A 13,777-nucleotide genomic window follows, 5' to 3' on the forward strand; every position below is an offset into this window, starting at 1 on the left:
CGAGAGCGCGGGGTAATCCGTGCCCGTGCCGTACCGCACACGGTACTGGGTGCGCCTGGGCGCCACGCCCTCGGGCGCGCAGCGCCTCGCCTCACATTCGCCGGTCGGCGCCGGCGCCGCGGCTACGTGCCCGGCCGGTATCAGGGGCCCCTGCCGTATGCCTCTCAACCGGGAAGCAGGCGGGCAGGGTGGGTGGGCGGGCAGGCGCCTCAGCTCCCGACAGGCCGGCTCGTGGGAGGCGCGGAGCAGCCTCCCGACCCGGTCAGCTCTTTCTAGACTCCGGCGCATGGTTGTGCCGGCTTCTACCAGTCCGCATGCTGATGACCCCGCTGTCGCAGACGTCGCCGTCCTGCCCGGGCCGCCGCCCGCCGCGGCGCGCGCCCTGCGGACCGCCGTGTTCGTGGGCGAGCAAGGGGTCCCGGCCGAGCTCGAACACGACGACGCCGACGCGTATGCCGACCACGCGGTCGTCTGGGACGTCCGGACCTCCGAGGGCGGGAACCCCGGGCGGGCGCTCGCGACCGGGCGGCTGCTCGACCCGGCGGCCGTCCCCGGCCTGGATACGGGTCCCGAGCCGGGCCCGGGCGAGGTGGTACCCGCTGGCCTGTCCGCGGGGCTGGTCGGCGTGATCGGGCGGGTCGCGGTCCGGCCGGACATGCGGGGGCGCGGCCTCGCGCGGGTCGTGATGGCGGCGCTGGAGCGGCGCGCCGCCGAGCGCGGCCTCCCGGTGATCCGGCTGCACGCGCAGGCCGCCGTCACCGGGCTGTACACCGGCCTCGGCTATCGCGCGTTCGGGCCGCGTGACCTGACCGCCGGGATCGAGCACGTCTGGATGGCCCGCTCGATCCTGCCGGGTCTGCGGGCGGTAAGGGATGCCGACGGCCCGGCGCTGGAGCGACTGATCGGCGAGATCTGGGCCGAGTACCCGGGCTGTGTGCTCGACGTCGACGGCGAGGAGCCGTGGCTGCGCGCGCCAGCCGCCGCCTACATCGGCGACGCGGTTCCCGGCCGCTACCGCGGTGCGATGTGGGTGGTCACTCAAGGTGAAGGAGCCGGCAAGGACGAGCCGCTCGCCGCCTGCGTCGCGGTGCGGGAGACCCGACCGGGCTGGGTGGAGCTGAAGTCGCTCTATGTGGCGGCCTGGGCGCGCCGACGCGGCCTGGGCGTGGCGCTCGTGCGCCTGGTCGAACGCGAGGCGCGTCGGCGGGGCGCCACGTTCGTAGAGCTGTGGACCGACACGCGGTTCGCGGACGCCCATCGCCTTTACGAACGACTCGGTTACCTAGCGACAGGTGAGGTCCGAGAGCTTGGCGACCGTTCCAACACTGCGGAGTTCCGGTATACCAAGGAGCTACCAACGCAGCCCTGACCGGTTCGTATGGTGATGCCGCGACTCCGTCGTGAAGTTGTTGTGCCGGGTGGCCCGTCGGGGCTCCACATATCGCTGTCATCTGGGCTATACAGCTTGGAGTCTGTTGTCTAACTCACAAGTAACCTGCGGGGCTGCCACCATCGCCCCCACCGATCCGCTGGGAGCCCGCTCGTGTCCACACCCCCAGGTCCCGCCGAGCCGCGCGGACCCGAGCCAGCTGATCGCTCCGACGCCTTCTGGACGTCGGTCGCACAGCAGGCTGGGAAGCGTGGCGGCATTGTCGCGATCATCGCGGTCCTGCTCACCGTGGGCCTCGGCTTCGGCATCACCCAGCTGGAGTTCAGCACCGACCAGAGCAACTACCTGAACTCCGACTCGCAGATCGCCAAGGACAACGTCTCGTACCAGTCGTTGTTCGGCGGCGAGGCGATGATCTCCGACCTGACGGTCGACAAGGGCAAGAAGCTCACCGACCTGTTTACCCAGCACAACCTCGCCGAGTTCGACGCGGTGACCAAGCAGCTCGAGGCCGACCCGCGGATCGTCGCGGTGATCACCCCGGTGACCGCCCTGCAGTTCACTCACAACCTGGTCACCAGCTCCGACGGCAACCCGGTGAACAGCCCGGCCGGAAAGATGCTCCTCAGCGCGCAGCAACGGGACACCGATCCCACCTCGCAGGCAAAGCGCCTCCAGGACTCGATCGCGACCCTGACCCGGATCAACCAGATCCCGCCCGCGCAGCAGACCCTCAGCAACCCGGCCTGGGTCGACTTCCTGCTCCACGACAACACCGGCAAGATCCGCACCTCGCTGCTGCCGTTCTTCCCGAACGACGACAACGCCCAGCTGGTGGTGCGGCTCGCCGGCAACGCGGACATCAAGACCGAGGGCGGGGCGGCCTCCCTCGTGGAGGACGCGATGGCGGCGCGGCACTTCGACAACGCGCACGTCGTCACCACCGGCGCCACGGTGCTGCTGCGCGACATCAACGACTACCTGCGCAGTGGGTTCCTCACCCTCGGCGCGATCGCGGCCGCGCTGATGATCGGGCTGCTGCTGGTGGCGTTCGCCGTGCGCTGGCGGCTGCTGCCGCTCGGCGTCGTCGTCATCGGCCAGGTCTGGGCGTTTGGTCTCGCCGGCTACGTGGGCCTTCCACTCAACATCGTGACGATCAGCGGGCTACCCGTACTGCTCGGCGTGGGCATCGACTTCGCCGTCCAGCTGCACAGCCGGGTGGAGGAGGAGGCGCAGCTCGACCGCGCCGACCATCCGGTCGCCGAGACGCTGCGCCGACTGGTGCCGAGCCTGGCGCTCGCGACCGTCGCCGCCGTCGTCGCCTTCCTGGCGCTGGAGTTCAGCGCGGTGCCGATGATCCGCGACTTCGGCGTGCTGCTGGCCATCGGCCTGCCGGTGATCGTCATCGCGACCATACTGCTGACGTCCACGTCGCTGGCGTGGCGCGAGCGACGCAAGCCGACGCCCGCCAGGGACTACACCCGCGGGCCACTGGGGCGCGCCACGGTCGCGCTCGGCTCGCTCCCGCGCGCCGCGGCCATTCCGCTGGTCGTCATCGCGGTCGCGCTGTTCGCCGGTGGCGCGGTCACCGAGGGCAATCTGAAGGTGCAGACGGACCCGCAGAAGTGGGTCAACCAGGGCAGCCAGGTGGTCAAGGACCTCGACTACCTGAGCGACCACACGGGCACGACCAGCGAGCTCGGCGTCTTCGTCCAGTCGAACAACGTCTTCGACGACCAGACGGTGGCGTTCGTCGACGGCTTCGCCCGTCAGCAGCTCGCGAAGCACCACGATGACCTGACCAACGCCTCGAGCCTGGTCACCACCGTCGGCTTCCTGCTCGACGTCCCGGGCGCGAAGACGGTGCCGCCGACCGGAGACGACGTCCGCGCGGCCTACCAGGTCGCCCCCGAGGCGATCAAGCGCAGCACGGTGAACCTCTCGAACGCGAACGGCGACGCCGGCGCACTCAACCTGATCTTCCAGACCGGCCCGCGCACGCTCGAGCAGCGCGCGGTCGTCGTCAAGGACATCAGGGCGACGGTGAACCCCCCGGAGGGTGTGCGGGCCACTCCGTCGGGCCTCGCTGTGGTCGGCGCCGGGCTACTGGACAACATCGGGAAGAACCGGGTCGAGTTCACCTACTTCGCGCTGCTGGGCGTCTTCCTGGTGCTGCTGCTGCGCTACCGCGGACCGGTCAAGGCACTGCTGTCGGTGGTGCCGGTCCTGATCGCGGTCGGGCTCACCTCGCTGATCGCCTGGCTGTCCGGCCTGGAGCTCTCGCCGCTGACCGTCGTCAGCGGTCCGCTGGTCATCGCGCTGTGCACCGAGTTCACCACGCTGATCGTTCAGCGCCATCTCGAGGAGCGGGCCCGCGGGCGCTCGCCGCGGGAGGCGGTCGACGAGGCGGCGGCGCGTACGGGGCGGGCCTTCCTCGTGTCCGCGGCCGCGGCGGTCATCGGCATCCTGGTGCTGGCGTTCAGCTCGTTGCCGCTGCTGCGGGACTTCGGCCTGCTGGTCGCCGTCAACGTCGCGGTTGCCTTGCTGTCCGCCCTGGTCGTGCTGCCGCCGCTGTTGGTGTGGATGGATGACCGCGGCTGGGTCCACCGCCCGAAGAAGGGCACCGGCCCGCGGGTGCCTGACCAGCCGCCGACGGGCGAGGCCCGGACGCTGGACCCCTCGGTCCCCGGCGACGCGCTTTCCTGAGCCTGGCCGGGGGCGGGGCGCCGCGCGCCCCGCCCCCGGCCAGGCCACCTGCCAGGCACCCACCGGCCCCGTGGGTGTGTGGACCTACACCGCCCTCGACCAGCCGCGGATAGGCGGACTGTCACCGTTCGGGTCATGAGTGCACTGCTTGTGGACACTCGCGCGGGCCGCGTGGATCAGACCGGCGCAACGTATCTCCGCTGGTAACGGTCCTATTAGTCGATGGCCTGTCGAGCCGGCAGCTAAGGCGTGACGGATACCACAGGCGATGTTTGCCGCAAGTTGCGCTTTTCTGGTCAGGGCCGGCGACGGCACGGCCGGCGCGGCACGCCAGGATTTCCGAAACAGGCAAAGGCGGCAACAGGGGTTCTCATGGACACACGGACGAGTACGGCAAGGGCGGCACGGGGCTCGCGCGGCGCGATGGTCGCGACCGTCACACCGCGACGGCGGGGGCGATGACCGTGGCCGCCACCCGATACGCGCCCGCCACCTGGCGCCCGGTCCGCAACACTTCCGGCACGATGCTGCAGCCGACCAGGGGTTTGATCCCGCACGTCCAGGTGGGCAACGGCTCGCTGTACGGGATGTTCAACAACCCGGCGACGGAGGTCTCCAGCCACCTGTGGGTGTCCAAGGGCGGCGCGCTCGAGCAGTACGTCGAGCTGGACAAACGCGCCTGGGCGCAGGCCGACGGCAACCCGTACTGGATCTCGGTGGAATGTGAGGGCTACGACACCGAGGACTACACCCCCGTCCAGGTTCAGCGGATCGCCGAGTTGTACGCGTGGGGAATGGCTGAGTTCGGCTGGAAGGCCGAGGTAACCGACAGCGTGGACGGGTACGGCCTCGGCACCCATCGCATGGGAGGTGTGCCCTGGGGCAACCACTCCTGCCCCGGCACCATCCGCGCGAACCGCCGGCCGGACATCCTGGCGGCCGCGCTGGCGATGAGCGGGGACTCCAGCACCACGCAGGCGCGGCAGCGCTATGTCTCGATGCCGACCCTGCGACAGGGTGACCGCGGCCCGGCGGTCGTCACCCTCCAGAACGCACTGAACATCATCTTCGGCCACGAGGCGCCGACCGGCGACCCGAACCGGCTCACGCCCGACGGCGCCTTCGGCCCGAAGACCGTGGCCAGGGTCGGCTCGCTGCAGCGGCTCAACTCGCCGTACTACGGCCCGATCTCCCCGGACGGCGTCGTCGGCCAGGAAAGCTGGCTGAAGATCGGCTACATCCTCACCGGCATGAACCGCTGGGTCTGACGCGGGCTTGGGTGAGGCGCCGGTCGCCTCACCCAAGCCCGCGTCAAGAGTTCAGATAGGCGAGGACGGCGAGCACGCGGCGGTTGTCGTCAGCGGACGGCGGCAGGCTCAGCTTGCTGAAGATGTTGTTGGTGTGCTTGCCGACGGCTTTCTCGGTGACGAACAGGCGGCCGGCGATGGCCGCGTTCGAGCGTCCCTCGGCCATGAGCCCGAGAACCTCGCGCTCGCGAGCCGTCAGGGTGCGCAGAGGCTCGTCCCGGGAACGCCTGGTCAGCAGCTCGGCCACCACCTCCGGGTCCATCGCGGATCCACCGGCGGCGACCCGGCGAATCGCGTCGACGAACTGGCCGACGTCGCTGACCCGGTCCTTGAGCAGGTAGCCGACCCCGCCTCCGGGGCTGGCCAGCAGCTCGCGGGCATACAGCGGCTGCACGTCCTGGGAGAGGACGAGTACCGGAAGGCCGGGGATGCGCGAACGGGCCTCGATCGCCGCGAGCAGGCCCTCGTCGGTGAAGGTCGGCGGCAGCCGGACGTCGACGACGGCGACATCGGGCCGGTGCGCGGTCAGCGCGCGCACCAGTGACGGACCATTGTCGACCGCCTCGACCACCTCGAAGTCGTAGGCCGTCAACAGCCTGATCAATCCGTCACGCAGCAGGGCCAGGTCCTCGGCGAGCACGACACGCACGCTCATAGCCTTCCACCTCACCCGGACGGCCGGTCGATCAGCCCGGATTGACCGATTCGACCCGTGTCCCCATCCTGGCTACGAGCCAAGGAGGGCACGTGGAGCGGCAGGCCAACCGTGACGACGCACCCGGCGCCCCCCGGACGGCACCCGAACCCGACGCCGCGAGCACGCCGGCGGCGGGTGGCGAGCCCGTGAGCCGCTGGGCAGCGCTGGCCGGTTACGCCGCGGTCGCCGCCTGTACCCAGATGCTCTGGCTTACCTATGCGCCCATCACGACGGACGCGGCGAAGCACTATCACGTGTCCGAGGGCGCGATCGGAACGCTGGCTAACGTCTTCCCGCTGTTGTACGTCGTTCTCGGGATTCCAGCAGGCAAGCTGCTGGACCGGTCGTTCCGCACCTGGCTCGCCGTCGGCGCGGTGCTCACCGCAGCGGGCGGCCTCGCGCGGCTCGCGGGCGGCGGGTTCGGCGCGGCCATCGCCGGGCAGCTGCTGGTGGCCGTCGCACAGCCACTGGTCCTGGGCGCGGTGACGACGCTCGCCGGCGGCTACCTGGCGCACCGGCACCGGGCGACCGGCATCGCCCTCGGGTCGGCATCGCTGTTCGTCGGCATGATCTGCGCCTTCGTGCTCGGCGCGGCCGTCGGCGCGGACCGGATGACCACCCTGCTCACCGTCCAGGCGGTGCTCGCCGTCGCCGCGGCGCTGGCGGTGCTGGCCGTGCTCCGCCACCCCGGACCCTTCACCGACGAGGCCGAGTCGACCGTGGCCGGTGGCACGGCGCCTGGCAGCGCACGACCGGGCGCCGTGCGCCGGCTGTGGGGGGACGGCCGGGTCCGCCGGCTGGTCATCCTGGTCACGCTGGGTTTCGGGGTGTTCATCGCGCTGACGACCTGGTTGCAGGCGCTCCTCGAACCCGCCGGGGTGTCCGCGGACGCCGCCGGCGCGCTGCTGCTCGGGATGGTCGTCGCCGGCACGGTCGGCTCAGCGGTGCTGCCGTCCTGGGCGGCCCGCCGCTCGCGGCGGACCGCCGTCGTACGGCTCTCGGTCGCGGTGACGGTCGTGGGCTGCGTGGCGCTCGCGGCCGCGCCGGGCGTCCTGACAGCCGCCGTCGCGGTCAGCGCGATAGGCCTGCTGCTGCTCGCCGACCTGCCGGTCCTCCTCGAGGTCGCCGAGACCCGGCAGGGCGGCGACACGGCTACGCTCGCCGCCCTCGTCTGGCTCGCCGGCAACGCGGGCGGCGTCGTCGCCTCGCTGGCCGTCCAGGGCCTGCTCGACCATCCGGCGATCGCGTTCACCCTGCTGGCGGTCGTGATCACGGCCGGCCTGCCCCTGCTGCGCGAGCCCTGGCTCGACGCGCCGATGACGGCCGGCGTCCTCGATGACGTTCCCGGCGTCGGCGTCGGCGCCGACGCCGACGCCGACGTCAGCCGTGCCTGAGCTCGCCCCACCGCTCCTCCCGAAGGCCCGCCGAGTGACGGTCGACCGCCCGGTCAGCCCTGTCGGGGCTGGCTCATCCTCCGGCTCCGGCGCTGTGCTCGGCCTTCTGGGCCTGGACGACCTTGTGCAGGGCGTGGCCGGCCGGGGCGATGGAGGCGGTGAGCTCGCCGATACGGGCCTTGTGCGCGCGCCGCTCCCGCCAGGTGGCGAGGACGCGAATCTCGGCCAGGGCGCCGAGCGCGGCGAGCTGGCGGTCACGGCCGTCGAGGCGGTCCACCGAGGTCGGGCCGCGAAGCGCGCGGCGCACATCGTTGATCAACGCCCGCACCGTTCGCGGGTCGCGAACGGTCACGACCGTGCGCGGGAAGATCCCGAGAACTCGTGTCCGATCCACTCGGATCCAGCGGCCGGCCTCCAGGTAGTCGCGGGCACACCGGGTCGTACGCCGGTTGTCCTTGCCGATCCAGTGCTTCCAGGAGCGCTGGCGCCCGGAAGCCCCGACCTGCTCCAGTACCCGCGCCAGGATCGGGTCGTCGAGCGTCAGCCCGCGGGCGGCACCGGGCGGGCCGATCCGGCCGGTGGCACGGGCTCCCGAGACCGGGGCCACCTTGCCGGCCTCGTCGAGGATCCGGCCGCGCCGCCGCAGTTCCAGCAGGGCCGCGGCGCGCAGCGCCGGTCCGAGGTAGCCGCTGGCGACGCAGCCGTCCATCCGTTCTTTCTCGGGGTTGTAGGTCAGCAGGTAAAGCTGGGCTGGCAGCGAGTCGGGCAGCTCCACGGCATGCTCCTCGGGTCCATGCGGTGCTGGGAGTCATGAGTCGTCGTCATCGGCTGGGTGGTCGTGGGAAGCCTCGAGCTCGGCCTCGTCGGCGACACCGGCGGTGAGCTCCGCCTCGTCGGCGACGCCGACGGTGAGCTTGTCCTCACCGGCCGGTGAGGATGTCCCGGTGGCCGACTTGGGCGGCCGACCGCGGCGCGGTATCCGGCCGACGGTGCCTGGCAGGCGGCCGGCGGACGACAGCGCCCCCCGCAGCAGGAACTCGATCTGGGCGTTCGTGCTGCGCAGTTCGTCGCCGGCCCACCGCGCCAGCGCGTCGTGGACGGCCGGGTCGAGCCGTAGCAGGATCTTCTTCCGCTCCGTCACGGGCCGCGGATCAGTGGTAGAGCGATCCGGCGTTCACCACCGGTTGGGTCGACTGCTCACTGCACAGCACCACGAGCAGGTTGCTAACCATGGTCGCCTTACGCTCCTCATCCAGTTCGACGACGTCCTGGCTCTCCAGCCGGGCCAGCGCCGTCTCCACCATGCCGACCGCGCCCTCGACGATCCGGGACCTGGCGGCGACGACCGCGTTCGCCTGCTGACGGCGCAACATCGCCTGGGCGATCTCGGGTGCGTAGGCAAGCCGGGTGATCCGCGACTCGATGACATGGACACCGGCTGACGCCACCCGAGCCCCGATCTCGACCGACAGCTTGCCGGTGACCTCGTCGGCGTTCTCGCGCAGCGACATCTGCCCTGTGTCGTGCGCGTCGTACGGGTATCGGGTAGCGATGTGCCGAACGGCGGTCTCTGTCTGGATGGCGACGAACTCGACGAAGTCGTCGACCTCGAACAGAGCCTGGGCGGTGTCGGCGACCTGCCACACCACCACGGCCGAGATCTCGATCGGATTGCCGTCGGCGTCGTTGACCTTGGCGACGCCGGTCTCGTGGTTGCGGATCCGTGTCGAGACCTTGCGCCGGTTGGTGAACGGGTTCACCCAGCGCAGGCCGGTGACCCGGATCGTCCCGACATAGCGGCCGAACAGCGTCACGACCCGCGCCTGCCCCGGAGCGACGGCGGTCAGCCCACCGAGGAACACGAAGCTGGCGATCAGGGCGAGGATGCCGACGACGAGTGCGGCCGCGCCGCCGCCACCTGTGCCGTTGTCGAACAGCAGGCCCGCGAGCACGATCAGCGCCACCCCGATCACGAAGATCAGGAGCGCGCCCAGGAAGCCGACCGCGCCCGAGAGGCCTGTCATCGCCCGTTCCCGCACCCGCGGCTGGGGCATGTCGACCACGTCATCAGGCTCGAGGGTGTCCCGGTGTGCGTCCGGGCCTTCTGGGCCCATCGGCGCCTGGGGCGGGTTACCCGTGGTCATGGCGGTCTCTCCTCCGATCCGACGAGCGAGCCACCCCGATGGCGGCACCCGCTCGGCGTCTATCAAAGTGATAGCACTTTTTCGTGGAACCCGTAAACCCGTGTCGCGCGACTCGCGTCGTCGCGCACCGGACAGCCACTCGGCCGCGAGGTACGCCGCGATCTCCGCGGCCGGGTACCGGGAGCGCGAGCCCGCGGACGCGGCACGCGCCTGGCCCACGAACACTTGTGTCCAGGCGGTAAATACCAAGCGATGATCTCCCGGATAGACGGTTCGGTCCGTACCGTCGTCGCAGGCACGCCACGGCGGGCTGGCACGGCTCCGCCGGCTCGCCGGTCCGGCCCGCGCGGCGTCAACGCGACGGCGAGCCGACCCACGCGGCGTGAGGACTGGTGATGCGAGAACTGCGCGACCTGCCCAAGGGGCATCTGCATCTGCACTTCGAGCTCGGCATGCGTCCGTCGACACTTGCCGAGCTCGCCGCGCGCAATGGCATGCCAACACCCCGGACCACCGGTTTCACGGAGTTCGGCGGCTTTGGCGAGGTAGTCGGGGGCATCCTGCCGATTTTTCGGGAGGTGGCCGACTTCGAGCGGCTCGTCGACGAGATGGTCGAGGATGCCGCTAGCGAGGGCATCGTCTACCTGGAGCCGAGCTTCTACCCGTACCCGTATCTGCAGATCTTCGCCTCCGCCGAGGCGGCCTGGGAGACCGTGCTCACCCGCGGCGAGGAAGCCGGCGCCCGCCACGGCGTGACGGTGCGCTGGATGGCGGCCGTCGACCGGGTCCTGGACACCCCCGAGCACGGGGTGGAGGTCGCCAAGACGGCCGTTCGCTTCCGGGACGCCGGCATCGTCGCGCTCGGACTGCACAACGACGAGAACGGCTACCCGCCGGAGCCGTACGTCGACGCGTTCCGCTACGCGAAGGACGCCGGGCTGCTGTCCACCCCACACGCCGGCGAGCTCGACGGGCCGGCGTCCGTGCGCAGCGCCATCGACATCCTGGACGCCGACCGGGTCCAGCACGGCATCCGTGCGATCGAGGACCCGGCGCTGGTCGAGGTCCTCGCGCAGCGGGGAACGACGCTCGACGTCTGCCCTACCTCGAATGTGCAGCTGTCCGTGGTGCCGTCGCTGGCCGAGCACCCGCTCCCCGCGTTGCTCGCCGCCGGCGTGCGCTGCTCGATCAACGCCGACGACCCGCTCATCTTCGGGCCGAGCTGCCTACAGGAGTACGAGCTGTGTCGCGAGGCGTTCGCCCTGACCGACGAGCAGCTCGCCACCTGTGCCCGCAGCTCGATCACCGGCGGCGCCGCCCCCGCCGACGTCCAGGCGCGCGCCCTCGCCGGCATCGATGCCTGGCTGTGTTGATGGTTCGCTCCGTGCGGGCGGCGCGCTCCGGCCCCGTCCTTGCTTCGCGGCGGACGGGACCTCCGCGCGCCGTCCTCCTCCGCTCACGGGCGCTCCGGCGACCTCCGCTGCGGCCCAACCACGTTCGCTTCGCTCCGTGGCCGGGCCTCCGCGGAGGCGCGCCTCCGCGCCGCACGGTCACCTAACGCCGAACGTCACGCACCCGGAGCAGGCTCGTCCGTAAGGCCACTTCGCTGCGCTCGTGAGGTGGCTGAACAGGCGCGAAGACCGCCACGAGCGAAGCGAAGTGCCCATACGAGCGCTGTGATTTCGGGTGGTGACGGCACAGCGGCACGCCACCGAGCTGGCACGAAGGCGCGCCTCCGCGGAGGCCCGGCCCACGAGCGAAGCGAAGTGCCCATACGAGCGCTGTGATTTCGGTTAGTGACGTCACAGCGGCGGGTGACCGTGCGGCGCGGAGGCGCGCCTCCGCGGAGGCCCGGCCACGAGCGCAGCGAAGTGGTTGGGCCGCAGCGGAGGTCGCCGCAGCGCACGTGAGCGGAGGAGGACACGGCGCGGAGGTCCCGTGGGAGCGAAGCGAGTACGGGGCCGGAGCGCCGTGCCCGCACGGAGCGAACCAGAATTACAGCATGACTGGTCGGCTGAAGGTCGTGATCGCGCCGGACTCGTTCAAGGGGTCGCTCGCGGCCAACCGGGTGGCGGCGGCGCTGGCGGACGGCTGGCTGTCGGTGCGGCCCGATGACGAGGTCGTCAGACTGCCCATCGCCGACGGCGGGGAGGGCACCCTCGACGTGTTCGCCGCAGCCGTGCCCGGCGCGTGCCGCCGGGCCGTCAAGGTCACCGGCCCCGATGGCGCCCAGGACACCCGCCTGGTCGACGCCGAGTGGCTCGCGCTGCCGAACGGGACGGCCGTCGTCGAGCTCGCCAGCGGCAGCGGCCTGCCACTTCTCGGCGCCCGGCGGGACCCGCTCGGCGCGCACACCGTCGGCCTCGGCCAGTTGCTCGCCGTGGCGCTCGACGATCCGGCGACCCGCCAGATCATCGTCACGCTCGGGGGCTCCGCGTCGACCGACGGCGGCACCGGGGCCCTGACGGCCCTCGGCGCCCGCTTTCTCGACGACGCGGGCGTTCCCCTGCGGCCGGGTGGCGGGTCGCTCGCTCGGCTCGCGTCCGTGGACTCGCGCGGGCTGCGCCCCGCACCGCCCGGCGGCGTGCTCTGCCTGACCGACGTCGACGCGCCCCTGTGCGGCCCTCGTGGGGCCGCGGCCGTCTTCGGCCCGCAGAAGGGGGCGAGCCCCGACGACGTACCCCTGCTCGACGACGGCCTGCGCCGGCTGGCCGCGCTGCTCGGCGGCGAGCCTGACGCGCCGGGCGCCGGTGCCGCCGGCGGCACCGGCTACGGTCTGGCCGCCGCATGGGGCGCCCGGCTCGTCCCCGGCGCCGCGACGGTGGCCGAGCACGCCGGGCTGCCCGCCGTGCTGACGGACGCCGACCTCGTCATCACCGGCGAGGGTCGCTTCGACGCGACCTCGCTGTCGGGCAAGGTCGTCGGCGGGGTTCTGCGCCTCGCCGCCGCCCGCGGCGGCGAGGCCGGCCCGGTGCCGGTCCTGCTCGTCGCCGGCCAGTTGGGCGCGCCGTCACCGCCAGGCGTCGACGCCGCCGTCGCGATCGCCACGCTGGCCCGCGGTGTTCCCGCCGCGGTCGCCGAACCCGAGCGATGGCTCGCCGCCGCGGCGGCCCAGCTGGCCGCCGCCAGGTGAGCCGCCGCGGCTCGGCGCCGCCCGGCGGTTTGGGATTGGTCGGGCTTCTGGCGAGAATCGAAACATGGTCGACGATCGGGACCCACTGACGGAGCTGCGCCGCGTCTGCCTCGCGCTGCCCGAAGTGACGGAACGGCCGAGCCACAGCTCGCCGACCTGGTTCATCCGGGACAAGAAGACGTTCGTCAGCTTCGTCGGCGAGCACCACGGCAAGCGCCTGGCCTTCTGGTGCGCCGCCCCGCCCGGCACCGCCGCCGAGCTGATCGGCGAGGATCCGGGCCGGTTCTTCCGCCCGCCCTACGTCGGCCACCGCGGCTGGCTTGGCGTGTACGTCGACACCCCGGTCGACTGGGCCGAGATGACCGAGATCATCCTCGACGCCTACCGGGCCGTGGCCCCCAGGCGTCTGCTCGCCGAGCTGCCGGAACGACTGCCTGACCCGCCCACCGCGTGGGCACCACCCGACGCGACGTGATCGAGACCGAACGGCTACTGCTGCGCCCGCTGCGGGTCGACGACGTGGACGCCTACGTCGGCCTCCACGCCCATGACGAGGTGAGCCGTTTCCTCGGTTCCTACTCCCGCTCGGAGGCGCTGGACCGGCTGACGGCGGTCGAGCAGGGGTGGGCCGAGCGGGGCCACGGACGCTGCGCGGTCGAGCTCAGGACGACCGGGGACTTCATCGGTGTGTCCGGCCTGCGGTACTGGGAGTCCTTCGACGAGGTGGAGATCGCCTGGACCCTGCGGCCCGACCGCTGGGGCCACGGCTACGCGACCGAGGCGGCCGGCGCCTGGCTCGACTGGGGCTTCCGCAACCTGACTGATCGTTACTTCACGGCGATGATCAGGCCGGCGAACACCCGGTCGATCCGCGTCGCCGAACGCCTCGGCTTCCGGCCCCTTCGCGAGGACACGCTGTTCGACCGCCCCACAACCGTCTACTTCCTGCCCCGGCCAGAGGACCGGAACAGCGGGGTGCCGTGATCGTCGCGCGGCCCGGTCTTCC

At 71.8% G+C, this 13,777-nt stretch carries 12 protein-coding genes; 8 read left to right on the forward strand and 4 right to left on the reverse strand.

Annotated features, from left to right (window positions below; translation table 11 throughout):
- Window positions 1-286: 286 nt before the first annotated feature.
- The 3 genes from BCD49_RS07490 (at window position 287) to BCD49_RS07500 (ending at window position 5,364) form a co-directional block, all read left to right on the forward strand.
- Window positions 287-1,369, forward strand: coding sequence for a GNAT family N-acetyltransferase (locus BCD49_RS07490; protein WP_051466161.1), 1,083 nt, complete (start codon window positions 287-289; stop codon window positions 1,367-1,369).
- Between the two features lie 174 nt (window positions 1,370-1,543).
- On the forward strand, window positions 1,544-4,096 hold the full coding sequence (locus BCD49_RS07495; RefSeq protein WP_007511836.1) for an efflux RND transporter permease subunit: 2,553 nt from the start codon (window positions 1,544-1,546) through the stop codon (window positions 4,094-4,096).
- 458 nt (window positions 4,097-4,554) lie between these two features.
- Window positions 4,555-5,364 (forward strand): peptidoglycan recognition protein family protein, encoded by an 810-nt coding sequence (locus tag BCD49_RS07500; protein ID WP_007511834.1) that lies wholly within the window; start codon window positions 4,555-4,557, stop codon window positions 5,362-5,364.
- 43 nt (window positions 5,365-5,407) lie between these two features.
- On the opposite strand, the gene BCD49_RS07505 is transcribed toward BCD49_RS07500, so the two are convergent.
- On the reverse strand, window positions 5,408-6,052 hold the full coding sequence (locus BCD49_RS07505; RefSeq protein WP_027140317.1) for a LuxR C-terminal-related transcriptional regulator: 645 nt from the start codon (window positions 6,050-6,052) through the stop codon (window positions 5,408-5,410).
- A 98-nt stretch (window positions 6,053-6,150) separates the two neighbouring features.
- Between BCD49_RS07505 and BCD49_RS07510 the strand changes: the two genes are divergently transcribed.
- Window positions 6,151-7,494 carry an MFS transporter gene (locus BCD49_RS07510; protein ID WP_007511830.1) on the forward strand — a complete coding sequence of 448 codons (1,344 nt, stop codon included), beginning with the start codon at window positions 6,151-6,153 and terminating at the stop codon, window positions 7,492-7,494.
- A gap of 73 nt (window positions 7,495-7,567) precedes the next feature.
- On the opposite strand, the gene BCD49_RS07515 is transcribed toward BCD49_RS07510, so the two are convergent.
- From BCD49_RS07515 to BCD49_RS07525, 3 genes are read right to left on the reverse strand one after another with little or no spacing between them, the layout of a single operon-like run.
- Window positions 7,568-8,269, reverse strand: a complete 702-nt coding sequence (locus BCD49_RS07515) for a GOLPH3/VPS74 family protein (protein WP_007511827.1) — start codon at window positions 8,267-8,269, stop codon at window positions 7,568-7,570.
- Between the two features lie 33 nt (window positions 8,270-8,302).
- On the reverse strand, window positions 8,303-8,635 hold the full coding sequence (locus tag BCD49_RS44895; RefSeq protein ID WP_007511825.1) for a hypothetical protein: 333 nt from the start codon (window positions 8,633-8,635) through the stop codon (window positions 8,303-8,305).
- Window positions 8,636-8,645: 10 nt separating this feature from the next.
- Window positions 8,646-9,638, reverse strand: a complete 993-nt coding sequence (locus BCD49_RS07525) for an SPFH domain-containing protein (protein ID WP_007511823.1) — start codon at window positions 9,636-9,638, stop codon at window positions 8,646-8,648.
- A gap of 395 nt (window positions 9,639-10,033) precedes the next feature.
- On the opposite strand from BCD49_RS07525, the gene add reads away from it, so the two are divergent.
- From add to BCD49_RS07545, 4 genes are all read left to right on the forward strand, one after another.
- Complete coding sequence (gene add / locus BCD49_RS07530; RefSeq protein WP_007511821.1) at window positions 10,034-11,011, forward strand: adenosine deaminase; 978 nt, start codon at window positions 10,034-10,036, stop codon at window positions 11,009-11,011.
- 629 nt (window positions 11,012-11,640) lie between these two features.
- The gene (locus BCD49_RS07535; protein ID WP_035924409.1) at window positions 11,641-12,771 is read left to right on the forward strand and encodes a glycerate kinase; all 1,131 of its coding nucleotides are present in this window, start codon (window positions 11,641-11,643) and stop codon (window positions 12,769-12,771) included.
- A 64-nt stretch (window positions 12,772-12,835) separates the two neighbouring features.
- Entirely contained in the window at window positions 12,836-13,246 is a 411-nt protein-coding gene (locus BCD49_RS07540) for an MmcQ/YjbR family DNA-binding protein (protein WP_007511818.1), read from the forward strand.
- Window positions 13,243-13,755 carry a GNAT family N-acetyltransferase gene (locus tag BCD49_RS07545; protein WP_007511816.1) on the forward strand — a complete coding sequence of 171 codons (513 nt, stop codon included), beginning with the start codon at window positions 13,243-13,245 and terminating at the stop codon, window positions 13,753-13,755. Before BCD49_RS07540 ends, BCD49_RS07545 begins: the two co-directional genes overlap by 4 nt.
- Window positions 13,756-13,777: the final 22 nt, after the last annotated feature.

Origin of the sequence: Pseudofrankia sp. EUN1h, from assembly GCF_001854645.1 — a bacterium.
GTDB classification, from domain to species: Bacteria; Actinomycetota; Actinomycetes; order Frankiales; family Frankiaceae; genus Pseudofrankia; species Pseudofrankia saprophytica.